The organism is Janthinobacterium sp. BJB401 (assembly GCF_013372745.1).
GTDB lineage: Bacteria > Pseudomonadota > Gammaproteobacteria > Burkholderiales > Burkholderiaceae_D > Janthinobacterium > Janthinobacterium rivuli.
Genome location: NZ_JABXFH010000008.1, coordinates 1 through 25,299, shown reverse-complemented (window position 1 = coordinate 25,299; position 25,299 = coordinate 1). Strand labels below are relative to the sequence as shown.

Annotated in this window: 12 protein-coding genes; 6 read left to right on the top strand and 6 right to left on the bottom strand. The window is 65.9% G+C overall.

All coding sequences use genetic code 11. The features are described 5' to 3' along the window. Nucleotides 1-53: 53 nt before the first annotated feature. From HWE17_RS07585 to HWE17_RS07565, 5 genes are all read left to right on the top strand, one after another. A complete protein-coding gene (locus HWE17_RS07585) occupies nt 54-2,201 on the top strand; it encodes a S46 family peptidase (protein WP_369681714.1) in 2,148 nt (715 codons plus the stop codon). Nucleotides 2,202-2,344: 143 nt separating this feature from the next. Further along, nucleotides 2,345-5,122, top strand: a complete 2,778-nt coding sequence (locus HWE17_RS07580; RefSeq protein ID WP_176388354.1) for a type VI secretion system Vgr family protein — start codon at nt 2,345-2,347, stop codon at nt 5,120-5,122. A gap of 25 nt (nt 5,123-5,147) precedes the next feature. Then, on the top strand, nt 5,148-7,205 hold the full coding sequence (locus HWE17_RS07575) for a phosphatidylserine/phosphatidylglycerophosphate/cardiolipin synthase family protein (RefSeq protein ID WP_176388353.1): 2,058 nt from the start codon (nt 5,148-5,150) through the stop codon (nt 7,203-7,205). Between the two features lie 2 nt (nt 7,206-7,207). After that, the gene (locus tag HWE17_RS07570; protein WP_176388352.1) at nt 7,208-8,869 is read left to right on the top strand and encodes a tetratricopeptide repeat protein; all 1,662 of its coding nucleotides are present in this window, start codon (nt 7,208-7,210) and stop codon (nt 8,867-8,869) included. 41 nt (nt 8,870-8,910) lie between these two features. Then, on the top strand, nt 8,911-9,453 hold the full coding sequence (locus tag HWE17_RS07565; RefSeq protein ID WP_176388351.1) for a DUF4303 domain-containing protein: 543 nt from the start codon (nt 8,911-8,913) through the stop codon (nt 9,451-9,453). A 65-nt stretch (nt 9,454-9,518) separates the two neighbouring features. Here the strand turns inward: HWE17_RS07565 and HWE17_RS07560 are convergent, their stop codons facing one another. Continuing rightward, the gene (locus HWE17_RS07560; protein ID WP_225241929.1) at nt 9,519-10,112 is read right to left on the bottom strand and encodes an acyl-homoserine-lactone synthase; all 594 of its coding nucleotides are present in this window, start codon (nt 10,110-10,112) and stop codon (nt 9,519-9,521) included. A 319-nt stretch (nt 10,113-10,431) separates the two neighbouring features. Between HWE17_RS07560 and HWE17_RS07555 the strand changes: the two genes are divergently transcribed. Continuing rightward, complete coding sequence (locus tag HWE17_RS07555; protein WP_176388350.1) at nt 10,432-11,121, top strand: LuxR family transcriptional regulator; 690 nt, start codon at nt 10,432-10,434, stop codon at nt 11,119-11,121. A gap of 12 nt (nt 11,122-11,133) precedes the next feature. On the opposite strand, the gene fabF is transcribed toward HWE17_RS07555, so the two are convergent. From fabF to HWE17_RS07530, 5 genes are all read right to left on the bottom strand, one after another. Beyond that, the gene (gene fabF, locus HWE17_RS07550; RefSeq protein WP_217916721.1) at nt 11,134-12,450 is read right to left on the bottom strand and encodes a beta-ketoacyl-ACP synthase II; all 1,317 of its coding nucleotides are present in this window, start codon (nt 12,448-12,450) and stop codon (nt 11,134-11,136) included. Nucleotides 12,451-12,545: 95 nt separating this feature from the next. Continuing rightward, a complete protein-coding gene (locus tag HWE17_RS07545; protein WP_081922513.1) occupies nt 12,546-13,763 on the bottom strand; it encodes an MFS transporter in 1,218 nt (405 codons plus the stop codon). A 51-nt stretch (nt 13,764-13,814) separates the two neighbouring features. Then, nucleotides 13,815-23,378 carry a non-ribosomal peptide synthetase/type I polyketide synthase gene (locus HWE17_RS07540; RefSeq protein ID WP_176388349.1) on the bottom strand — a complete coding sequence of 3,188 codons (9,564 nt, stop codon included), beginning with the start codon at nt 23,376-23,378 and terminating at the stop codon, nt 13,815-13,817. Beyond that, a complete protein-coding gene (locus HWE17_RS07535) occupies nt 23,365-24,876 on the bottom strand; it encodes an FAD-dependent oxidoreductase (protein WP_158299995.1) in 1,512 nt (503 codons plus the stop codon). The genes HWE17_RS07540 and HWE17_RS07535 overlap by 14 nt, the downstream gene beginning before the upstream one ends. Before the next feature lie 8 nt (nt 24,877-24,884). Continuing rightward, nucleotides 24,885-25,299: acyl carrier protein (locus HWE17_RS07530; protein WP_176388348.1), on the bottom strand; the 415-nt coding region annotated here is incomplete at its 5' end.

The following is a 25,299-nucleotide window of genomic DNA, read 5'->3' as shown; positions in this document are numbered from 1 at the left end:
CATGCCGCCTGGACAGGCTATACTTTCGCCTGCTTTTTATGGAGGAGCAAATCTTGTTCAAGACAATCGTATTACCAGTCGCCTTGATGGGCGCGTTCGCCGGCGCACACGCTGACGAAGGGCAGTGGCAACCACACCAGCTGCCACAGCTGAAAGCCGAACTGAAACGGGTCGGCATTGAAATTCCTGCGGAAAAACTGGCCGACCTGAGCAAACACCCGATGAGCGCCATCGTGTCGCTGGGCGGCTGCTCGGCTGCTTTCGTTTCCGACGCCGGCCTGGTGGTGACGAACCACCACTGCGCGTATGGCGCCGTGCAGCGCAATTCCACGCCGGAACACAATTACATCACCAACGGCTTCCTGGCCAAGACGCGCGCTAGCGAGCTGCCGGGCGGTCCGAACAGCCTCGTGTATGTGACGGACAAGGTGGAAAACGTCAGCGACCGCGTGCTGAAAGGCTTGACGGCCGACATGAGCGGCCGCGCGCGCCACGAAGCCGTGGAAAAGCGCGTCAAGGACCTGATCGCCGAATGCGAAACGGACAAGATGTACCGCTGCTCCGTGCCCGCCTTCCACCGCGGCCTCGAGTACTACCGCATTCGCCAGATGATGATACGCGACGTGCGCCTGGTCTACGCGCCATCGGACAAGATCGGCAACTTCGGCGGCGACATCGACAACTACGAATGGCCGCGCCACACGGGCGATTACTCGTTCCTGCGCGCCTACGTGGGCAAGGATGGCCGTCCGGCCGATCCGTCGCCCGACAACGTGCCGTACAAATCGAAGGATTTCCTGGTGGTTTCGGCCGAAGGCTTGAAAGCCGGTGACGGCATCTTGCTGGCGGGCTACCCCGGCCGCACCAGCCGCTATAAGCTGCCGGCGGAAATCCGTTTTGCACGCGATACGGCTTTCCCTCTGAAAGTGTCCGAACTGCAAGCCGACCTGGCCGTGATGGCCGACGCCACGAATGGCGACGCGGCCGCTGCCGTGCGCTATGCGAGCGTGGTGAAAAGCATCAACAACGTGCTGAAGAAAACCCAGGGCTTGCTCGACGGTTTTGCGCGCAAGGACATCGCCGCCATCAAGGACGTGCAGGATGCCGAGTTCCGCGCCTGGTACGCGAAACAGCCGAACGTGTCGACTACCCTGCTGGCGGAACTGGACGCGGCCATCGCCAGCGACATGGCCTTGAGCGAAGAAGAGTTCGCCTGGAGCGTGGCCACCAACAGCGACTTGCTGAAAAGCGCGCGCACCCTCTACCGTTTGTCGCTGGAGCGCCAGAAAGCGGACGCCGAGCGCGAATCGGGCTTCCAGCAGCGCGACCTGGCCTTCATCAAGGCCCGCCTGACCCGCCTGGAACAGTCGTACGTCAACAAGGTCGACCAGGCGCGTTTTGAAGCCGGCCTGAAGCGTTACGCGCAACTGGCGGCGAAGAGCCATCCGCAAGGCCTGGACGCGCTGCTGCCGGCCCCAGGCGCCGTGGCGGCCCTGTACCAGCAGACGCAACTGGCTGACACGGCCAAGCGCCTGGCCTGGCTGGAAAAGGACCAGGCCGCCGTTGCCCAGTCCGACGACGCTTTCATGGCGCTGGCCATCAAGCTGCAGCCGGTCGAAGCGGCGCTGGAAGAGCGCCGCAAGGAAATCGACGGCAACCTCGAGCGTGTGATTCCGCAATACATGCAAGCCGTGATCGCGTGGAAGAAGTCGCAAGGCAAGCCTGTGTATCCTGACGCGAACTCGACCCTGCGTGTGACCTACGGTACGGTCTCGCCGTACTCGCCGCGCGACGGCCTGAGCAAGGGTCCGTTCACGACCGTGGAAGGCATCGTCGAGAAAGTCACGGGCAAGGCCCCGTTCGAAGCCCCGCAAGCGCTGATCGACGCCGTCAAGCAAAAACGCTACGGCCAGTTCCGCGACCCGGCCTTGGGTACGGTTCCCGTCAACTTCCTCACCAGCGCCGACACCACGGGCGGCAATTCCGGCTCGGCCGTGATGAACAAGCGCGGCGAGCTGATCGGCCTGAATTTCGATTCGACGTATGAATCGATCACCAAGGACTGGTACTTCGACACCGCCATCACGCGCGCCATCCACCTCGACATCCGCTACATGCTGTGGGTGATGAAGGAAGTGGACCATGCCGATAACTTGCTCAAGGAAATGACGATCAAGTATCCGAAAGCTTCCAAGAAGTAATTTTTCCCAGCTGGGATAAAAGCCGCATCCGCCGCAGGGCCGATGCGGCTTTTTTACGTTTGGGCAACTAGTTTGAGTTCCATCAAGATGCCAGCGTTCACCATGGTTAGCATGGCTCAGGGGAACTATCCGAAGGAGGCGATATGGAGGATGATGGCGGGCTGGCAGCCGATCTGGCGCGCCTTTTCGGAGCGAACTGGCGAGACCAGGACAGCCGCTTGCTGCGCATGGATTTTCCGCGCGACGATGGTCCGCCCGATACCGCGTTGCTGGTCAACAGTTTGCGCGCACACGAGGAAATGTCACGCGACTTTCGCTTCGACGTCGAACTGCTGTCCGACAATCTCCACGTTCCCCTGACAGCGATGATGGGACGCATGGTCACGATTTCGATGGTGCGCGATGACGGCAGCTTGCGCCATTTTAATGGTTATGTCGGCGAATTTCGCTTGTTGCGCAGCGATGGCGGTTTCGCGTTCTACCAGATGGTGCTGCAACCCTGGCTGGCGTTGTCCAGGCTGCGCATGGACAACGTTTCGTTCCACGAACGTACGGTCATCGACATCAGCGAAACGACCTTCGATCATTATGTGCAGCGCGACTGGCAAAACCGGCTGCATGAGGAAAAAGCGATATTAAGCTGCGCCAACCAGCATAATGAAACCGATTACAACCATCTGCACCGGCGCTGGGAAGACCAGGGACTTCATTACTGGTATGAACATCGCGCCGACGGTCATACGCTGTGTCTGGGCGACAATACCTGGCTCAGCGACAGCATCGATCCAGGCGACGGCGATGCCAGTGTCGCCGATGAGATGGTGTTTCGCAGCGGCACGGGCTCGCTGGAGGGCGACGGCATACGCGATTGGCAGGCAATACGGAAGATCGCTTCAGGCTCGCTCACGCTGGCCAGCTTCAACTACAAGCAGCCGTATGCCAGCCGCGCCAGCGGCCATGCGCTGCACCAGCAGGGCGACGTGTTTGCGCATGAACTGTATCAAAATACCGGCTATGGCTATGCCGACATGGGTGACGGCGAAGCGCTGGCGCAACGCCGCCTGGAGGAGCATAACTGCCAGGCGCAATACTTCGAAGCGGGCGGCAATCACCGCTGCGCCCAGGCCGGGCGCAGTTTCACGCTGGGCGGACACTTCAGCGGCGAGCAAGCCATGGCCGCCAGAGGGGAAGCGGCGCGCCCGGACGTCCGCTCGCGCGAATACCTGATCCTGTCGGTCGATCATATCGCCAGCAACAATTACCAGACTGGGACGGGCGCGAAGTCGCAGTATGAAAACCGTTTTAGCTGCATCCGCAAGAGCATCCGCTGGTATCCGGGGCGGCAGTTCAACAGCACGCCTTGTGCCTTGCCCGGCGTGCAGACGGCGATCGTCACCGGGCCGGCAGGCGAAACCATCCATACCGACGCGCTGGGCCGGGTGAAGGTGCAATTCCACTGGGACCGGCTGGGCAAGTTCGACGCGGGCAGTTCGCCATGGATCAGGGTCATGACGCCATGGGCGGGCCAGGCGTTCGGCCAGATCGCGTTGCCGCGCATCGGCCAGGAAGTACTGATCCAGTTTCTCGACGGCAATATCGACCGTCCCGTCATTGTCGGCGCGGTGTACAACGGCAACCATGCGCCGCCGTGGAATTTGCCGGGGCAATGCGTACTGGGCGGCTGGCGCAGCGCCGAGCTGATGCCTGGCGGCGGCTACGGCGTGCGCGGCAACCAGCTGGTGCTCGACGACACGCACCAGCGCATCCAGGCGCAACTGAAAAGCGATCACCAGCACAGCCAATTGTCGCTCGGCTGCATCAGCCGCATCGAAGACGCCAGCGGGCGCAAGGATGGTCGTGGCGAGGGCTGGGAACTGGCGTCAGACGCCTGGGGCGTGGCGCGCGCCGGCCGCGGCATGTTGCTGACCACCGAAGCGCGCCCTGGCGCCGCCTCGCATATCAAGAGCATGGATGAAACCTTGCGCCGGTTGGCCGAGGCTGCTGAGCGGCACAAGGCGCTTGCCGCCCTGGCGCAGCATTACGGCGCGCAAGAAAGCGCCGCCCAGCAGGGCGCCGCCGCCGATGTGCTGAAAGCCCAGCATGCCGGGATCAAGGGCGGTGGCGGCAGTGGCGAAAGCGCATTTCCCGAATTGTCAAAGCCGCATCTGGTGCTGGCCAGTCCGGCCGGTATCGAAACGACGACCGCGCAATCGACGCACATCGCCAGCGCCGAGCACACCGCGCTGACGGCCGGGTGCGACCTGTCGCTGGCGGCCGGCGGCGGCCTGTTCGCCAGCATCGGCGCAGCGCTGCGCCTGTTCGTCCACAAGGCGGGCATGAAACTGATCGCCGCAGCTGGCCCGGTGCAGATCGCGGCGCAAACCGATGCGGTCGATATCGTCGCCAACAAGGTGCTGGAATTGATCAGCCAGGCCGATTGGGTGAATATTCGCGGCCGCAAAGGCGTGCGCCTGCATGGCGCCGATTGCATGCTTGAAATTAGCGACAAGGTACAGTTTTTTACCGCGTCGCCGACGCTGTTCCATGGAAACCTGGAAACGCTGGCGCCCAAGAACCGGCCGCAACCGGAGCTGGAACCGCCCATCGCGCCGGTAGCGGGGCAATTGCAGCATACGATACAGGCCCATGCGGATGGCGGTCAGTACGCCAATGTGCCGTACACGCTGTACAACGGGGAAGCCGAAGTCGAGCAAGGCCTGACCGACGAATACGGCCGCATCCTGATCGCGCACCAGGACGGCACGCCGCGCTACCGTGTCGTCCTTGGCAATGGCGAAGAGTTTTCATTGCAGGCGAGCGCACGCTTCGACCCGAATGCGGCGCCCGACGGCGAACACAAGCTGTCGAACCGCGGCTTGCGCGCGTTCGACGACACCGCCGATGGCCGCGGGGTTCAATGATTCACGACACTGACGGGAGAGCACCATGCCGGAATCGACCAGCCGCATCGAAACCACCCATATCGACGAAGTCGGACGCACTGCGACGAGTTCGCTCCAGTGGCTGCTGGAAAACCGCAACCTGAAGGGCAAGGCCAGCCACCCGATCACGCACAACAACAAGCTGACGCTGTTCATTTGCGGACAGGAGGGGTTCGCCGACATCGCCGCCGAGATCGCCAGGGCTAAAAATTCCATCGACCTGTGCTGCTGGGGCTTCGACCCGGGGATGGAGCTGGTGCGCGGCAACAGCGTCACCTGGCCGCGTGGCGACACGTTTGGCGACTTGCTGATCGACGCCACCACGCGGCGTCACCTCAGGGTGCGCCTGCTGATCTGGCATGACCGGATCGGTTCACCGATGGTGCACAATATGCCGGGGTATTCGCACGGCACCTCGCCGTGGAAAACCGGCGGACAGCGCGCCGACGACATCAGCGCCAGAGCCAGCCTGGCGATGTTGCAGGAGGCAGTCAGAAAAAAACTTGTTTTAAGCAGTGCTTTCAGGGGCGATATCGTCCGGCCTGAGGATATCCCGATGCTGGCGCGTGAAGAATATTGCCACAGCTGGTATGCGGCCGCGTTCCATGGCTTGTTGGGGCGCCTGACGATTCACCTGCGGCACGGCAACAGCGCCGCGATAGGCAAGAGTATCGCGACCGAAATCAACCAGCCGCGCGGCTTGACGATGGGGGAAATTGAAAAGCCTGGCATGAGCTACTTGGGCACGCATCACCAGAAGACGATCCTGATCGATTTCTCCCACGAAGAGGGGGCGAAGGCCGTCGGTTACGTGATGGGCCTGAACTCGGTGACCGATTATTGGGATACGACGGCCCATCTGCTCGACGACACGCGCCGCGAACAGGGCGGTGCCAACGAGCGGCGCGAGTGTTTGCAGGGAATGGCCGCGGACGGCGGGTTCGCCACGCTGAAACCGTATCAGGATTATGCCTGCCGCATCGACGGTGGCAAGGCATTGATCGCGCTGTACAACAATTTCGTGAAGGCATGGGACCGCGCGATCGACGACCGCACGCATCAGGCCGCCGGGGAATGCGTGAGTTGGTATTCGTCATGTAAAAACCCGCCGGCCCAGCTGTTGCGCGAGGCCGGGCCGGACGACTCCATCGTGCAGATCGTCCTGACCCAGCCCGAGGAGCAGGACAAGACGATCAAGGAAACCTACTTTCGCGCCGTGACCCAGGCCAGCCTGGCGGCCGGCTACCTGTATGTGAAAAATCAGTATTTTCAGTATGAAGAATGGGCCCGGCACTTGCTGGCCGAGCGCAAGAAGGTGGTCGCCGCCTGGAAGGCCGGCAGTGTCAAGGCGGGCAAGAGTCTTGAAGATATGCCGGTCATGCACGTGTTCATCGTCATCCCCGTGCCAGAACGCGCGCAGATGGTGCCGCGCACCCACGATACGCTGGCGGCGCTGGGGCAGCACGCTGGCATGACGGGGCAAAACACCATGATCGACGACTACAACAAGCAGCCGAAAACCCGGCGTGTCAGAGGCGGATTCGGCATCTCCACCGAGGTGGAAGTCAAGTTGCCCGATGTGGTGCGGCATTCCAACGGTATCAACAAACCCGGCGTGATGACGCTCGAAAGCGAATTCGGACTGAAGGTATCGGTGGCGATGCTCAATGTCAGCGCGTTCGACAACGACCGCTGGCGCTACCGTGAAATCTACATCCATTCCAAATTGATGCTGGTCGACGATGTGTTCATGACCTTGGGCAGCGCCAACCTGAACCAGCGCAGCATGGCCGTCGACAGCGAAATCAATATCGCCACCATCGACCGCCGCGTGGCCCGCGATTTGCGCAAGCGGGTGTGGCGCATGCATAGCGGGGGATTGGTCGATGGCGGGGGCGGGACGAAGGCGGAGATTGTGGATGCTTACGGGAACTGGGTGAAATTAATGAAAGATAATCGCGGGAAAAAAAATTCGTATTCTGAAAATTCTGCAGATAAAAAAATGACTGGCTTTTTGCTGCCATTGGAAGATAAACGCAGCTCCACGATACGTTTGGGATGAGCATGACAAAGTATAAAAATTTCCCACTTCCCCTGCCTTTTTTTATCTTGGCAGTTTTCCTGTTTTTCACTTTAGGCGCCTGCAAAATGTCAAACGACACGAAAGAAGTCCTGCCGCGCAACCAAAGCCTGCCACTTTTCAATCCGCATGTCGCGGATTTTATCTGTGAAGCCGAGGCGAGCAAAGTGCCACCCATCGATGCGCAAGCCGAGGACTGGTTCCTCGAAGCGCGCGCCATGGAAGACCCTGAAATTTTCGTGGAAGACCGCGATTACAAAAAAATCGTCGATCTGACGCGTCAAGCGGCAGAGCGATTGCACTGGAAGGCGATGCTCAATCTGGCCAGCTTGTATGTGGAAGGGCGCGATCCCTTGCATGGGGAGGAGGAAGCGGTGCAACTGGTGGAAAAGGGGATGCGGCTCGGCATACCCGCAGCTTATGACCGGATGGGGACGTTTTATGCTAATAGCACTGGCGTTGACGGCGACATCACTCGCGCCTATGCATTCTGGCAAAAGGCTGCTGTCATGGGAAATCCTCAGGCGATGGCATTTTTGGCGGAAAAGTTAAATGTTGGACCCGCCAGTGAAGGGGCAGGCTATTGGTCCAATATTCCGGTAGCGACAAAAATGCTGGAATGTGCATTTGGGCAAGGATATGGTCCCGCAGCATTTGATTTGCATTATTTGTATGTGTCTCCACGGGCTTCCAATGGGAAAATAAATGGCTCGCGTAACGCTGAAACAAAAAATCGTGCATTAAAGGTATTGCATGAAGGTGTAAAGTTTGGTTGTGAGGATTGTGCAAATGCCTTGGCAATTGAATTTGGTGCTCCTTTTGATCTTGCCGATATGCTGGCGCCATATGTGGACAAAGCCCGTGGAGCGCGATATCGTATGCTTAGTAACGCCCTCGGTTTCAACCCCAATCGCCGCTTCCCCAACCTCGATAAAATCTTGCCATTGCCGCCGGCCGATCTGCCGCCGTGGGATGGTCAACGAAAGAGCCTGCTCGACGCCGCCATGGGTGTGCGCCCACCGCCAGCCATCCCGAAGCCAAGCGCCGCCTCGCTTTCAAAAGAACCGTATTTCCTGGCAGCCGACTATGCGCTGCATCCCACCGGCTTGCACAGCGACGCGCCGACCGCGCCATTTTCCGCATACTGGCAACCGGCCCAAGAGCAGGGTTTGACGGAGCCGGCCCGGTTGCTGCGTAAAGGTGAAGAGTTCCGCCATTTCAGCGTGCTCGATGCCGCTGGCAAGAGCCGTTACGGCCCAGTGACATGGGAACAGTGCCTGACGATACGGCACAACCATGGGGCAGTGGAGCCGCGCGCGGTGCGCGGCTTGCTGCGCGAGGTGGCGCGGCCCGAGCCATGGTTGAGCTGTGCTTGCGACCAGGCCTGTCCGGTCAGCGGCGTCTGGCAACCGTGGGTAGCGGCCGACCATCCGCTGCAGGCCATCGTCAACCAGTACTGGCGCCAGGCGTGGCTGACCCAGGGCGCACCGTTCCCGCGACCGCGCCGCGACTGGCTGCTCGATTTGCCAGACGACGATGTGACGTGGCATTTGATGGATGCGTTCCCCCGTGTCCTGCGGGGCGGGGAACTGGCGCACCTCCTGGTGCTCGAACATCAGCCGGTAGGCCAGGCTAAGCACGTATAATTCCTCGCACTATCCACCGCTATTCTTTTCGACAGGCCCCCATGCCCCAGACTCCCGATTTGCAGCCGGATTGGCAAACGTTTGAAACTACCTACGACGTCGAAGCAACCTGGTTCAAGCTGGCCAGCGCCTCGCTGGCAGTGCTTGGCGCCTCTGCTTTCAAGGATCAGGCATTTTCAGCCTTTGCCTTCAACGCCGTATCGTTCCCGTCCCTTTCGCTGAGCTTTGACACCGATCCCGATAACAGAAAGCGTGGTGATTACCCGCCGGACTGGTCGAACGAGTGCATGGAAGTCGACGTGCCGGAAATCGGGCGATTATGGGAGGAGGGGCATGCAAGGATCGAAGCTGCGCTGCTCGAACTGGTCGACGCGGCCGATGACGGGCAGCTCGATGCCATCGAGGAAGGCTATCTGCACAGCCTCAGGAAAACCATGGTGCGTCTTGAAACGCACGGCGCTTTCGGGCAGATCAGGACCTGCGCGCGATTCTGGACCGTGGTCACGCAAGTCGACGCCGATACCGATGAAGAGGAGCGGCTGCTTGAGCAGGTGCGGCTGGCGGCCGTGACGAATCCGGCATGACGCGGCAATTGCGGACAGGGACAAAGGCAGGGTAGCCTCCGTCCCGCACCCTGCTGGCCAGCCGGCTAAGCGGCGCCGGCGATTTGTCCCCGCAGCGCTGCCGTGCCGCGCACGCCGAGCATGCGCCACAGGCGCGCCGGCAGTGCGCTGATCGGCTCGAGCTGGGCCGGCACATCGATCCAGCACGCGTACAGCAGGTGGCCGTTCACGCGCATCGGCGGTCCGGCGCGCTCCGTTGAAAAGCCGCCTTGCCGCAGCAGGCGCTCGATGCCGACTGGGGAGACGGAAATAATCCGGCGCGCGCCCAAGGTCGCCGCCGTGGCGATGGCCTTGCGCAGCAGGCGGAAGGTGTCTTCGAGGGTATTGCGGTTGTCGTGCAGGTCCATCGACGTGAAGCGGGACAATTCCCAGATCTCGTGATGGCGCGGCGGTGCCTGGCCGGCCATTAGCTGGGGAAATATTTCCCCCAGCAAATATTGGCGGTCGGTGGGCAAGAGCCGGGCGCAGCCGTTAATGCGGCCCTCGCCATCGCGCGCGATGACATAGTAGGTATCGTCATGGTCGAACTGGTCCGTCTCCCTGCCATCCTGCGATGGCAAATCCCATCCCAGGGTTTCCACAAACACTTTGTAGCGGTAGTGCTCCAATTCGGACTTCAAAATACTGCAAAGCGTATCGGATTTGGCTGAAAGGAGTTTCATGATTATTGACGGCTGTGACGGGATGGCTATTACAGTGTAATTGCGGCCGATACAAAACTGTAGGGAACCACAGGTAGCGGGGCTGATTTATGTTGCTGGCAGTGCGTTTTGGTGAGAATTTGAAGCAGACTTTGCTATACCATACGCCGACTTGCCGACGTGCCTTTTTATCATGCGCGATGAGTCCGCGGCAAATTCTCCCCCCTGACTAAGGACTTCTATGTTCGCTTACAACGCCCCAAAAACGCGTCTTCCGGCAGCAGAATGGAAACAAGGTGTGATCGAAAATCTGGCTGCTACCCGCACGCCGGATGACATATTCGAAGTGCTGGTGGGTGTGGCCGGCGACCTGGGATTCGATTATTGCGCCTATGGCCTGCAAGGCCGTCTGCCGATGTCCAGGCCCAAGGTGTTTACGGTGAATAATTACCCGAGTTCGTGGCAGCGCCGTTATTCCGAGCAGTCGTACATGCGTTCCGACCCGACGGTCAGCCGCGCCAACCGCTCCTTGATGCCCATCCTGTGGGGCGGCGAAATGCTGGACGAGAATCGCGAGTTCTGGGAGGACGCCCACGCCCACGGCTTGCGCTACGGCTGGGGGCAATCGTCCTGCGACATGAGCGGCCAGGTTGGCCTGCTGAGTTTTTCCCGCTCCTGCAAACCCTTGACGGAGCGGGAAATCGACGTGCTCTCCTTGCGCGTGGCCTGGCTTGCCAATGTCGTGCATGAACATTTTGCCGACGCCATCGCCGTGCCGGCCAAGGATGCGCCCAAAATCCAGCTGACCGAGCGCGAGGCGGAAGTGCTGCGCTGGTGCGCCGATGGCAAGACCTCGGCCGACATCAGCGAAATCCTGAACATTACCGAACGCACCGTGACCTTTCACATCAGCAACTCCCTGCAGAAGCTCGATACCGTCAACAAGACGGCCGCCGTCATCAAGGCGATGGCCTTGCGCCTGCTGTAGCTGACGCTGGCTTCACCGGGCGGCATCCGGCGGCGCGGCAAAAATCAGCGCGGCATTGGTGCCGCCAAAACCGAATGAATTCGACAGTACATGGCGGATCGGCCTGGCGTATGCCTTGCCGGCCACCAGATCGATGCCTTCGCATTCGGCGGCGCGGTTGTCCAGATTCAAGGTGGGCGGCACGATCTGGTCGCGCAAGGCCAGCACCGACAGGATGGCTTCCACGCTGCCGGAAGCGCCCAGCAGGTGGCCCATGGCCGACTTGGTCGAGGATACCGAGACGCCGCCGTGCAGATGGGCGCCGAACACGTGCCGCAAGGCGGCGATTTCCGCCAGGTCGCCGGCAGGGGTCGACGTCGCGTGCGCATTGATGTAATCGATGGACTCGGGCGCCAGGCGGGCGCGCCGCAGCGCCGCCTGCATGGCGCGTGCCGCGCCGTTGCCGTCTTCCGGCGGAGCCACGGCATGGTAGGCGTCGCCCGACATGCCGTAACCGATCACTTCGGCGTACATCCGCGCGCCGCGCGCACGCGCGTGTTCGTACTCTTCCAGCACCATGACGCCGCTGCCTTCGCCCATCACGAAGCCGTCGCGGTCACGGTCCCAGGGCCGGGAGGCGCGCTCCGGTGCATCGTTGAACGCCGTGGAAAGGGCACGGGCGGCGCAAAAACCCGCCACGCCGAGTTCGCAGATCGTGCCTTCGGTGCCGCCGGCAACCATGACATCGGCATCGTCGAGCGCAATCATGCGCGCCGCATCGCCGATGGCGTGCGCGCCCGAGGCGCAGGCGGTGACGGTGGCGTGCGCCGGGCCGCGCAGATGGTGCTGGATGGCGATGTGTCCAGTTGCCAGGTTGATCAGGTTGGACGGGATGAAAAATGGCGACAGGCGCCGCTGGCTGCCATTTTCCAGCGCCCTGGCCGCGCCTTCGATGCCGGGCAGGCCGCCGATGCCGGAACCGATCATGACGCCGCTGCGTTCCTGTTCCGCCAGCTCGGCCGGCGCCCAGCCGGCATCGCGCAGCGCTTCGGTGGCCGCGGCGATGGCGTAGACGATGAACGGATCCATTTTCTTCAGTTCCTTGCGTTCGACCCAGTCCTCGGGCCGAAAACCGCCTTCTTCCCCGGCCGCCGGCAGCTGGCCCGCGATGCGCGCCGGCAGGTGGGCGGCGGGAAAGCGGTCCAGCACGCCGATGCCGCTGTGGCCGGCCAGCAGCCGTTGCCAGGTGCGCTCGGCGCCCACCGCCAGCGGGGTCAGCATGCCGATGCCTGTAACGACCACGCGGCGCAGGCCGAGTGGATGGGGGAGGACGTAGGGGGACGAAGACATCGCAGTCCTTTCAGCAGGTTAATTCGGACAAAGCCGCAATGTATCAGCAATCGCCAGCCCGCCACCCCTGTAGGAAATGACAGGTGGCGCGCCGTTCACTTGGCGCCGCCCGCTTGCAGCTGGCGCTGGCGCGCGAGCAGCATGCACGCCACGCCAGCGAGCAAGACCAGCGCGGCCACCATGATCGGCAGCAAGGTCGACAGGGGCTGCAGGGCCGCCGTGATCAGCGGCGCGACACCCCAGGCCAGGGCATTGATCGAAGAGATCAAGCCCATCAGCTGTCCCTGGCGTTCCGTCAGCGTGCGGTTGGAAGCAATGCTGAGCAGGCAGACATAGGTCGTGGCGACGGCGATCGCCAGCGGGCCGGTCAGCAGCCATAGCACGGCAGGCGCATCGCCTAGGGCCACGGCAGCGACCAGCGGCGGCTGGATGGACAGGCTGATGGGCAGGATGCGCTCCAGCGCAAAGCGGCGGGTGGCCCAGGGCACGATAAACAGCATGGCAAGGGCAAAGCAGGTGGAGTAATACGCCAGCAGCTGGGCTTCCTGCCAGGCATCAAAGCTGTAATGCAGCAGCGCAAACGCGGCCATGTAGTTGAAATACATGTAGTAGCCGAGTAGAAAGATGGCCAGCAGCAGCAAGGGATGGCGCAGCTCGGGACGGCACAGCATCTGCCACAGATTGCGCCACGGATGGGTGTTGTCGGTCGACAATGCGCGGGTATCCGTGTAGCACAGCAGGACAAGCACGGCGCTGGCCAGCGGCAGCAGCGCCGCCCAGAGATAGGGCAGCCAGAGCGCCGCGCCCTGCTGGTGCATGATGCCGCCCAGCAGCGGGCCGGCAACGAAGCCGATGCCGTTGGCGGCCGTCACCAGCGCGAGGTTGGCGGCCTTGCTGTCGGTCGTGCTCAGGTCGATGATGGCCGCTTGCGCCACCGGCAGGCTGGCGGCCGTGATGCCGGCCAGCGCCCGCCCGCAGCAGATCAGTACCAGGCTGCCTTGCCAGACGCCAAAGGCGGTCAGCGCCATGCCGCCGGCATTGCCGAGCAAGCACAGCAGAAGTACGGGCTTGCGGCCCTTGCGGTCCGACAGGGCGCCCAGCCACGGCGAGCCGAGGCACATCATCAGCGGATAGATGGCCAGCAGCAGGCCGTAGACGGCCGAGCGGAAGGCCGGCCCCTGGCTGGCGTCGAACAGCGGCGACGCATCGCCCAGCAGCAGCGGGGTCAGGGTCGGATAGACGATGCCGATGCCGGCGGCATCGGCGAAAATGGTACTGAACAGGGCGAGATAAACCAGTCTGGATTTCATCATGAACTCATCAAAAATGGGCCGGGGCGCGGCTGCACCCCGGCCGGCAAGGCGTTAATCGGTTGCCTGGGCCAGGCGGCGCAGGCTGCTGACGGCAAAGTTGTGCAGCGTGGCGGCGTCGCGTACCTCGCGCAGTTCGAGTTGCGCCAGTTCGCGCAGGAACTCGTCATTGGCGACCTGCCGCGAAGGCGCCTGCGCGGGCTGCGGCTCGCCCAGGTCGGCATACAGCGGCAGCAAGCGGAAGAAGGGATCGTCTTCCGCCGTCTCCTGCCTGCTGCGCTCGACCCAGCGCGCGGCAGGCGTGGCCTGCAGCGTGGGGCGCAGGGCCGCGGCGAGCGCGTCGAACGCCAAGGGCCCGAGGCTGAGGTTGCGTACCCCCGACGCCGTGCACAACTTGCTGCGCCTTGCCACGTAACTGGCCACCAGCGCCGTGGGCAGCAGCGTGACGGGCATCGGCAGATCCGGGTAGGCGTCCATCTGCAGGCATTTGACGGCCAGCGCGACAAAGTGGTTTTGCGTGTACAGGCGCGTGTCGCTGTCGTCGAACATCAGGGGCAGGCGGTACACCGTGGCCGGATAGCCCAGTGCCATCGCCTGCGTCACTTGCAGCTCGGCCGCCAGCTTGGACTGCTCGTAGCCGGAAGCGATTGCTTCCAGGCTGGAGGCGGCCAGCGGCGCTTCCGGCAAGTCGGCCAGCTCGGTGAACTGGGTCGACATATGATGCACGTGCGCGGCGCCGACCTGCGCCGCGAACAGCAGCACATTGCGGGTGGCGCCGACGTTGCCGTCGCGCATGGAACCATAGTCGGCGGCGTGATTCACGTGCGCCGCCGCGTGGATCACCTGGCCGACGCTGGCGCGGCAGGCGGCATAGTCGGCGGCCGACATGCCCAGGGACGGCAAGGCCAGGTCGGCCTGCAGAACGCTCAGCCGTTGCGACGGCAAGTCCGCATGGAACAGGCGGCGATAGCGGGCCGCCAGGCGCGCCATGCCGTCGTCACCACGCAGCGGCAGGACGATGCTGGCCGAACTTTCGTTCAGCAGCGCGTGCAGCAGATGCATGCCGAGGTGGCCGCTGGCGCCGGTCAGCATCACGGCCTTGCCCGGCGTCGCGCCGGCGGGGAACGGCGGCAGATCGCCCATGCGTTCCAGGTCGGCCTCGTAGGCGCGCCGGGGCGGTGCCGTGCCCTCGGCCGCATCGGCCGCCAGCAAGCCGTTGATGGTGGGATTGCTGACGAAACGGCCGAACTGGATGCGCAGTCCCAGCGTGCGTTCCACGGCCAGCACCATGCGCGTGAGCACCAGCGAATCGCCGCCCAGCTGGAAAAAGTTCTCGTCGACGTCCACCACCGGCACTTGCAGCAATTCCTGCCACAGCGCACAGATGCGCTGCTGCAGCGGCGTCAGGGCCGCCGCCGTGGCGGGCAGGCGCTGCTCGCGCTGCTGTGCCAGCCGCTGCGTCAACAGGGCGCTCAGTGCCGCGCGGTCGACCTTGCCGCTGCTGTTGAGCGGGAAGGCGTCGAACTGGAACAGCTGCGATGGCAGCATGTACTCGGGCAGCCGCTGGCGCAGCCGTTGCAGCAGCGCCGCATCGGCTTGCGTGCGGGCGATCACGGCCGCCATGATCTGGCGTGTCGTCGCACCGGGCTGGCCGATTTCCATCACCAGCGCGCACGCATGCTGGACGCCGGGCTGCGCTAGCAGCGCGTGCTCGATCTCGCCCAGTTCGATCAGCTGGCCGCGCAGCTTGACGCGGAAATCATTGCGGCCGATGTAGTCCAGTTCTCCCTCGGCGGTCCATCTGACGATGTCGCCCGTGCGGTAGATGCGCCGCTGCGGCGTCTGCTGCGGATTGCCGTAGAACGGATCGGGCTGGCGCACCGTGCCGATGTAGCCGCGCGCGACCCCGCTGTCGCCCAGGTACAGTTCACCTGCCACGCCAGCCGGCACCGGCCGTCCCAGCTTGTCCAGCACCCAGCAATTGACACCGGGACAGGGTTTGCCGATGAGTGCGCCGCTGCCGTGCGGCAAGGCGCGGCAGGCATGGAAGGTGGCGTAGATGGTGGCTTCGGTCGGGCCATACAGGTTGTGCAGCACCGTTGCCGTGCCCGAGGCCAGCCATTGTTGCACCACGGGCCGCATCAGCGCCTCGCCCACGGAGATGACGTGGCGCAGGCTGTGGCAGGCGGCCAGCTCGGTGACCAGCAGGTTGAGCAGCGACGGTACCGTGCTCATCATCGTCACGCCGTGCGCCTGGCAGGCGGCCACGTGCGCGCTGCCAGCGGCGCCATGCGGCAGCAGCACCACGGTGCCGCCGCAGATCAGCGGCAGGCAGTACTCCGGGACGGAAATGTCGAACGTCAGCACCGTGCCTTGCAGGAACTTGTCGCCGGGGCCAAAGCTGAAATATTCCGCCATCCACGCCAGGCGCTCGCTCAGGCCCGCATGCTCGACCAGCACGCCCTTGGGCATGCCGGTACTGCCGGAGGTGTACAGCACATACGCCAGGTCGCCGCCGCCGTCCGCATACGGGCTGTTCGGCTCCAGCCGTTCGGCCGGCGGCACCACGACCGCCTGCCGCACCTGCACCGACAGCGCTTGCCCGAGGACGATTTCCAGCACGCCCAGTTGCGCCTGCGCCCGCAGCAGCGCCTGCATCTCCGTGCCGGGGCGTTCGCCAGCCGTTAGCAGCAAGGCGCAGCGCGCCGTCTGCAGCATGTACAGCGAGCGTTGCGGCGGATGCTGCAGGTCCAGCGCGACATAGGCGGCACCGCATTGCCACAGCGCCAGAATCGCGATCACCGATTCCGGGCAGGCCGCGCGCGGCATCATCAGGCCGACCGTGTGCTCCTTGCCGATGCCCAGCGCCGCCAGTTGCGAGGCCAGCTGCTGGACATGGTGCCGCAATTGCGCATAGCTGAGGCTATGCGCGTCCCATTCCAGCGCCACGGCCGTGGGATGGCGTTCGGCCTGCAGCAGGAATTGCTGGTATACCGGCAATGCTTGCGCACCGGCCGGCGTGGCGGCGGCGAGCGGCGCCGTGCCTGGGCCCTGGCCGCCCAGCAGGCAGTGCTGCTCGGCAGCCGACAGCATCGACAGGTGCGCCACGGCGTCGTCGCTGCCGGCCGCCAGCTGCGCCAGCAGCGCCGCATAGTGTGCCGCCATGCGCGCCATGGCGGGCTGGCTGAAGGCGCTGCAGCGGAACTTCAGCAGCATGTCCCAATGCCCCTGGTATTGCGTGATCCAGAGGCTCAGGTCGAACTGCGCCAGCTGTTGCGGGATCGTCAGCGGCGTCAGTCTGGCGGCGCCTGCCTCCAGATGCATTTCCGTGGCGTCGAAGAAATTGAAATAGCTTTGCAGGGGATCGTGGCCCTGCACGGCCGCCTTCAGCCGCTCGTCGCGCATCAGCTGGGCCAGCGGGATATCCTGGAAGTCGAGCAGGTCGAACAGGGCGCCCGAGACGCTGCGTTCCAGCGCCGTGCTGTTGCCGTTTTCGTCGATGTCGAGCACCAGCGGCAGCACATTGACGAAGTGGCCGACCGTGTGGCGCCAGCGTTGCTGGGTGCGGCCGTTGAACGCCACGCCGGTGAGCACGCGCTGTTGGCCGCTGTAGCGCGCCAGCAGCAGCAGCCAGGCCGCCAGGCAGACGCTGGCGCGGCGGCTGGCGGGCAGGGCGCGCAGCCGCTGCATCGCTTCGGCGGACAGGGGGATCGCCACGCTGTCGCCGGCGGCGGACGGCGCCGGCGTGCGCTCATACGGCAAATCGAGACGCAGCAGGCTGCCGTCTTGCGCCAGCAGCTGTGGCGCGATGTGGTCTGCCGCCCGTGCCACGGCGTCGGCGCCGAGCTGGCGCTGGCTGGCGGCAAAGTCGCGGTACTGCGCCACCGGTCCGGGGCTGTCGGCCGGCGCCAGTCCGCACAAGGCGCCGGCGAGTTGCTGGCCGACGTAAAACATGGCGCTGGCGTCCATCAGCACATGGTTGGAACTCAGTACCAGGTAGCCGGTGCCGTCGTGCGCGCGCAGTAGCGTCACGCGCGTGGCAAAGCTGTCGTGCAGCGAAGGGGCCATGGCCAGCATGTCGGCGATGTGCGCCAGCGCCGCCGCCTCATCCTGCACCGGCTGCTGCCGGATGGCGTTGGCCGCCTGGACCGTGGCGGGCGCATGCACCACATAGGCGGGACCCGTCTCCTGGTCGTCGCCATCGACGGTCGCGCGCAGCAATTCGTGCGCGGCGATCAGTGCCTCCCAGCGGGCCTGCAGGGCCGCCATGTCCAGGCCGGTGCCGTCGATGCGCCAGCCGATGGCGCATTGATAGGCGTTGCCCGCATCCTGGCGCTGCTGTTCGTACCACAGCGAAAACTGCCCGGGCGACAGGGGAATGCGCGGCGTGGCCGGCCCGGCGTCCGGGACGGTCTCGGGGGCCTGCGCGGCTGCCGCCGGCTGCAGGCCGGCCAGGCGTTGCCGCAGTTCCGCCAGCGTGCCGCCCGCCAGCAGCAGCGCCACGGGGATGCTGTGGCCCAGCTGGCTTTGCAGTTCGCTGCGAATGCGGATCAGGCCCACCGAATCAAGGCCCAGCTGTTCCAGCGTCGCCTGCTCGTCGAGCGTGCTGGCGGCATGTCCTGTTTCGCTGGCGATCAGCTGGGCCAGCAGGTCGCCGTCCGCGTTCGCGCCGGCGCTGGCGCATGGCTGCTCCTGGCCTGCCGCGGCGGCGGGCGCCAGCGCGTACACGGCGTAATGGCCGTCGCGTTCCGGGCCGGCCAGCAGCGCGGCGAGCGTGGCGCAGCCGCGTGCCGGCGCCATCGGTGCCAGCTGGCGCAGCGCGCGCGAACGTTTGCCCTGCGCCAGGCCGCGCATCATGCCCGCGCCGTCCCACGGTCCCCAGTCGATCACGGTGGCGGGCAGGCCATCGTGCCGGCGTTGCGCCGCCAGCAGCTGCAATCCCGCATTCGCGGCCGTATAAGCGAGCTGGCCTGGCGATTCCAGCAGCGCGGCCAGCGACGAGAACAGGACAAAATAGTCGAGTTCCGCATGCCGCGCGGCGTGCCGGTGCAGCAGCCATGCGCCGCCCAGCTTGGCGCCGAGTACCTGCTGCAATTGCGCCGCGTCGATGTCGCCGATGGGGCGGTCATCCAGGCTGCCGGCCAGGTGGAACAGGCCGTGCATGGGCGCGCCGCACGCGTCCAGCGCGGCGCTGGCCGACGCCGTATCGTTCAGGTCCGCCAGCAGCAGTTGCAGCGCCACGCCCTGCGTGGCCAGTTGCGCGAGCCAGGCCTGTTGTTCTTCCGTTGGCGCCGCGCGGGTAATGAGGACGAGGCTGCGGCAGCCTGCATGGCGCACCAGGTGCTCGGCCAGGTGGCGGCCTATGCCGCCGAAAACGCCGCTGATCCAGTAGGTGCCGTCGGCGCGGCAGCAAGGCTGATCCGGCGCCGTGGGCTGTGCCACGCGCAGCGTGCGCCGTTGCGCCAGGATGCCGGCGCGCAGCCGCCACAGGCTGGCGGCGATGCCGCCGTCGGCCAGTCCCGCCGGCTGCGCCCGCACGGCGCAGGCCGCGGCGGCGATGGCTGCGCCATCGGCGTCGCTGTCCAGCCAACTCACGTCGAGCGCCGGCAGTTCGCTGCGCAAATTCGTTGCCAGCGCTTGCGCCAGGGCGCGGCGGGTGTGCGCGGCCTCGCCATCGGCGTGCGCGGCCACGTCGGCCAGGCATAGCTGCAAAGGCTGGCCGGGCTGCCGGTCCAGCAGCACTTGCAGCGTTTCGCGCCAGCCGCGTACCCAGTGCGCCAGTGCAGCCGCATCCGCCGGCTGCGGGTGGGCCGGGTCGAGCAATACCAGGATGGTGCGCAGCGGTGCCGTGGCCGATTCCGCGCCATGCAGCTTGCCGTCGGCGTCCCACTGCGCGTGGCGGGTATGCACGTCGGCCTCCGCCAGCCATTGCACGCATGCCGCCGGCAAGCTGCTGTTGGCGGCCGCTGCCAGCAGCCATTGCTCGCCGGCGGCGGGCCGGGCCGGCAAGCCTGCGGGCGCCGTGTACGCCACCCAGTCGACCGCGTGCAGCGGCAGGGCGGCAGGCATGGCCGCGGCGCCCAGGGCCGCGCAGCTCACTTCGCTCAAGACGCCGATGCAGCGCCCCTGTCCGGAATACAGCCGCAGTTCGCCATCAAGGAAACCGGCGGGCGCCGGCCGCAGCACGGCCTGGCAAAGGATGCTGGCGTTCCAGGCGGCGCTGGCGTCGAACCAGGCGCTGCCCACCGACACCGGCACGTAGGCCTGCTGCGGGTCGCCGGCGCAGATGCCCAGGGTATGCAGGCAGTTGTCGAGCAGGGCCGCATGCCACAGCGGCAGGCTGGCCGTGGGCGCCTCCGGCGGCAGGATGCGTCCCCACAGTTCGCTATCCGATACCCGGTGGCTGGCCTGCACCCGCTGGAACAGGGGGCCATAGCTGACGCCGCGGGCACGGTAATGGTCATAGAAGGGCGCGGCATCGTCCCACTGCGCCGCCGTTCCCGGGGCGTCCGCGTTGTCGGGCTGTGGCATTGCGTTCCAGCCGGCGCGCACTTCGGCGTGCAGCGCCCGCGCATGGCCGGGCGCGCTGTAGCGCAGCTGATACGACTGCCGTGTATCCGGGCCGCCGATGTCCACCGTCAGCGCGGCAGGAGCGTCGGCCGCCAGCGCCAGCGGCTGATGGATCAGCAGGTCCCGCAGTGTCAATTGCTGCGCAGCGGCATCCGCCGCCTGCGGCAGCCAGCGCTGCGCCAGGCTGAAGGCGCTGGACAGGTAGTACATGCCGGGCAGGACGGCGGCGCCATCGATGACGTGCTGCTGCAGCCAGCTGTCGCCGGCCTGCGGGTCGAGGCTCAGTTCATGGCGTATCGCCAGCGCCGCGACCGGCGGCACTGGCGCCATGGCGGCGCCGCCCCGGGCCGGCAGGCTGGCTTGCCACGACGCCGGCTGGACGTGCTCGCGCTGGAACGGGTACAGCGGCAGTCCGGCTGGCACGGGGCGTTCTGCCTGGACGGCGAATTGCCGCATCGCCTGGCGTGGATCGAGCGCGCCATGTTCGCTCAGGCTGCCCAGCGCGCGCAGCACGGTGGGCACGTCGTCGTGGCGCATGTCCAGGCTGGGCAGGCAGACGATGGCGCGGCCGGCCAGGCGCGCGGCGCTGGCCGTCAATGGGGTCAGCACGGCGCGCGGGCCGATTTCCAGCACCAGGTCCGGCCCGTCCGCCAGCAGGCGGGCAATGGCGTCGGCAAAATTGACGGGCGTCTGAATCTGCTCGCTCCAGTAGCGCAGCTGATCGACGCCTTGCTCCAGCGCGGCCGGGTCGTCGCTGTCGACCGAGCTATAAAAGCGCACGGCGGCGGCCGGCGCGCGCAGCGCCGGCGCGATCGCCGCGCAGGCGGCGGCGAATTGCGCGGCGGCCGGCGCCATCAGCGGCGTGTGGAAGGCGCCCCGCGTGGCCAGCGGCGTGCAAACCAGGCCGGCGTCCGCGGCGGCTTGGGACAGTTGCGCGAGCGCCGTGGCGCGGCCCGCCACCACCACCGATTGCGCGCTATTGCGCACGGCGATCCAGAGCGCCGGTTCGTCGGCGCAGATGCGCGCCAGCAGCGGCGCCAGCTGCTGCGGCGTGGCGGACACGGCCAGCATGGCCGAGTCGCTGGCGGCGCAGGCCGCTTCCATGGCGTCGGCCCTGGCCAGCAGCATGCGCACGGCCACGTCGAAGTCCATCACGCCGGCCACGCAGGCAGCGGCGTATTCGCCAACGCTGTGGCCCAGCACCGCCACCGGCCGCAAGCCCAGCGCGCGCCAGAATTCGGCCAGCGTATATTCGATCAGGAAGAGCGACAGCTGGGCGCTGCGTTGACGCTCGCGTCCGCTCGGCTGGCGCAGCTCGGCGTCGCCGGCAAACAGTGCGTCGAGGATGTGCGTATCCTCGCCCGCCAGATGGTCGAGGCGGGCGGCCAGCGGCTCCAGCAGTGAGCGGAACAGGGTATTTTGCTGGTACAGCTGGCGCGCCATGTTGGTGTACTGGCTGCCCTGGCCGGTAAATACCAGTGCGACCCGCGCCGAGGCCGGGCGGGGGCGCAAGGGCGTGTCCAGGCGCCGGAGCAGTTGCGCTGCCAGTTCGGATGCATTGTTGCCCGCGACTGACAGCCGGGCCTGGTTCCACTGTTGCCGCTGGAACAGCGCAGCGTGGCAGACGGCCGCGGCGGCGGGAGCGTCCGGCTGCGCCAGCCAGCCAGCATAGTCTTGCGCCAGGGCCTGCAGTGCCCCGGTGCTGCGGGCCGACAGCTGCAGCAGCTGCGGGCCGTCGGCCGCGACCTCCGGCGCCGCCAGCGGCGCGTCGGCCGCTTCGCCCAGCAGCACGTGGGCATTGCTGCCGCTCATGCCGAAGGAGCTGACGCCGCCGATGCGGCGGCTGTCGCCGGGCCAGGCCAGCGCTTGCGCGGGCAGCACCGCCTGCGGCAGTGCGCTGGCGACGGCCGCATCGATATCGTGCGCAAAGCAGTGCGGCGCGATGCGGCGCCGATGCAGGCTCAGCGCCATCTTGATGATGCCGGCAATGCCGGCGGCCCCCTCGCAGTGGGCGATGTTGGCCTTGGCGGCGCCGAGGAACAGCGGCGTGTCGCGCCGGCCGAATACCTCGCCCAGCGCGTCCAGTTCGATACGGTCGCCCAGCGCGGTGCCGGTGCCGTGGGTTTCAATGTGCGACACCTGTGCCGGCGTCAGGCCGGCGCTGTGCAGCGCCTGTTCCATCAGGCGGCGCTGGGCGCTTTTCGATGGCGCGGTGATGCCGTTGCTGCGGCCATCGCTGTTGATGGCGCTGCCGAGCACGTGGGCGTACGCGCGCATGCCGCGCGCCGCCGCGTCGGCGGCCGGCAGCAGCACGATGGCGCCGACGCCTTCGCCGCGCGAGAAACCGTCGGCATGGCGGGTGAAGGGCTTGCAGCGGCCGTCTGCCGCCAGCATGCCGGCGGCGGCGAGGTCGGCGCTGTAGTCGTGCGCCAGGATCAGCGACACGCCCGCCACGATGGCCATGCCGCAGCGCCCTTCGCGCAGCGCTGAAATGGCCTGGTGCAGCGCCACCAGCGACGATGAGCAGGCCGTGTCGACCACCAGGCTGGGGCCTTCCAGGCCGAAATGGTAGGACAGCCGGCCGGCCGCCATGCTGCCCAGCGCACCGCGGCTGAGGTAGCCGTTGTAGTCGCCGCTGGCAGCCATGCGCCGGCCGAAATCGCTGGTGCTGACGCCGACAAACACCCCGCACGGGTTGCCGCGCAACGCCGCCGGATCGAGGCCGGCATCCTCGAGCGCGTGGTAGGCGCATTCGAGCAGCAGGCGGTGCTGCGGATCCATGTAGGCGGCTTCCTTGGGCGCGATGCCGAAGCAGCCGGCGTCGAACATCCATGGCGAGCGTTGCAGATAGCCGCCATGGCGGGCGGCGGCGGCCAGGCCGTCGCGGGTGGCGCTGTCGAAGCGCTCGGCCGGCAAGGCGCTGGTGGCGTCGATGCCGTGCATCAGCACATGTTCGAAACCGGCCAGGGTATCGGCCTGGCCGGGCAGTTCGCAAGCCATGCCGACGATGGCGATGTCGCTCGGGGAGGGGAGATTAGTGGCATTCATGGTCTGATCCTTGATGGGAGGAAGTCGCGTATGCCGGCAGCGCCTGCAGCACGCGCTGGGCCGAGCGCAGCGCGCCTTCGAAAAAGCCCTGGAAGTCGGAATAGGCCTCGCCGCAGATATGCACCTGCGGCGCGCGGCCGTCGTCGCCGAGGGCGAATGCGGCCAGGGTGCGCATCACCTGTTCCGAATCGCGTCCGGGTTTCCAGAAATGCACACCGGCGCCGAACGGCGCCGCGCTCCAGTCGCACAAGCCCCATTCGAGCAGCTGCGGCTCGTCGTCGCGGCCAAAGGTCTGCTGCAAGGTGCGCACCAGGGCCTGCCGCAGGCGTTCGTCGCTGCTGTGCACCGGCCGGCCCTTGTGCGGGAAGCGCGCGCCTGGCGTATCGGTCAGGTTGGCCCAGTAGTGGCACCAGGGGTCGTCGTTGTAGAACATCGCCAGGCCGTAGGCTTCGGGCTGCTCGGGATGCGATTCGAAATGGGCGGCGCGGGTGGTGGCGCCTTCGCCGCTGCCGGGCGGGGTACCGGGCGACCACCAGGGATCGGCCATCACGCACGAGGCCCAGACGATGGGGAAGCACAGCACGGCGTCCAGGCTGGCCTGCACCGGCGCGGGCAGCGACGGCGCCAGCGCTTCCAGGGCGCTGCGCGGCAGGGCCAGGATCAGGCGCCGCGTGCGCAGCGTCACGCGTTCGCCGTCATGCAGCAACTGCAGATCGAGTGCGCCATCGGCGCGTTCGCCAAAGGCCAGCAACTGGTGGCGCACATGGATATCGACGCCGGCCGCGCGCACGGCCTGTTCGGCGGCGTCGATCAGCGCCTGCATGCCGCCCTGCGGAATGTACGAGGGGCGCTGCATCAGGCGCATGTCGAGCAGCTGGCAGATCCAGTCGGCGGCGTTGGGATTCTGGTTCTTGAAATTGTAGAACGCGCCTTTTTCGCGGGTGAATTCGACGGCTTCATGGCTCAGCACCTCGCTCAGCACGTTCCACATGCCCTGCTGGTACAGCGGGCGTCCGCCAAACTGCGCCAGGCGCCGGAAGCTGGCCTTTTCCTCAGCGCGGGCCGGACGTTCCAGATGGTCGCTGGCGAGCGGCCATTGTGCGCCGATGACCTGCGCGATGCCATGCCACAGCAGCGCCCAGGCGACGTCGCCGCCGGCGGCCTGCTCGGCCACGGCCCGTTCGGCCGGCGTCAGGCGCGTCAGGTCGGGCCGGATCGCCGAGCAGGCTTCATGCGAGGTGATGGCGCTGGTGGCGATGCCCAGTTGCTGCACAAACTGGTCCATCAAGGGCTGCAGGTCCGGTTCGATGCGCACGGCGCCGAATTCGGCGCGGAACTGGCCGCTCAACATGGGTTCGGTCTGCACGCGGCCACCGACCGCCTCCAGCGCCTCGAACAGCTGGATGCGCAATTGCGGCGCGCTGCGCTTGAGCCGCAGCGCCAGATACAGGCCGCTGATGCCGCCGCCGATGATGCAGATATCGCTGCTGGTTTGCATGCTCATCCTTATGCCCCGGCGTGGGCCAGGGAGGCGGCGCTGCTGTCCTGCCGCGCGGCGATGGCTTGCGCCAGCAGTTCCAGCGTGAAAAATTCAAACAGCTCCTCGGCACGCAGGCGCACGCCGAAGTCCGTGCTCACGCGCAGCGCATACACTTGCACGCCGAGCGAATCGAGTCCCAGTTCGGCAAACGGCAGGTCGTGCTCCAGCGCGGCGCCAGGCATGCCCAGGGTGTCGGCCAGGGCCGCCGCCAGCCGCTCTATGCAGGCGCCCGCCTGCGCGGTGTCGCGCGCGGCGTGCGGCAGGGGCGCCGCCACGTTGTCGCTGGCGAACATCGCCTGCAAGGCTTTGCGGTCCGCCTTGCCGCTCAGTGCCTGGCGCGGGATTTCGCGTAGCGGGAGGTATTGCCTGGGCAACCAGGCG

Coding starts and splice junctions, on each gene's coding strand:
- HWE17_RS07535 (WP_158299995.1), bottom strand. CDS start 24,876: ATGCAAACCAGCAGCGATATCTGCATCATCGGCGGCGGCATCAGCGGC.
- fabF (WP_217916721.1), bottom strand. CDS start 12,450: ATGTCTTCGTCCCCCTACGTCCTCCCCCATCCACTCGGCCTGCGCCGC.
- HWE17_RS07540 (WP_176388349.1), bottom strand. CDS start 23,378: ATGAATGCCACTAATCTCCCCTCCCCGAGCGACATCGCCATCGTCGGC.
- HWE17_RS07575 (WP_176388353.1), top strand. CDS start 5,148: ATGCCGGAATCGACCAGCCGCATCGAAACCACCCATATCGACGAAGTC.
- HWE17_RS07580 (WP_176388354.1), top strand. CDS start 2,345: ATGGAGGATGATGGCGGGCTGGCAGCCGATCTGGCGCGCCTTTTCGGA.
- HWE17_RS07570 (WP_176388352.1), top strand. CDS start 7,208: ATGACAAAGTATAAAAATTTCCCACTTCCCCTGCCTTTTTTTATCTTG.
- HWE17_RS07565 (WP_176388351.1), top strand. CDS start 8,911: ATGCCCCAGACTCCCGATTTGCAGCCGGATTGGCAAACGTTTGAAACT.
- HWE17_RS07545 (WP_081922513.1), bottom strand. CDS start 13,763: ATGATGAAATCCAGACTGGTTTATCTCGCCCTGTTCAGTACCATTTTC.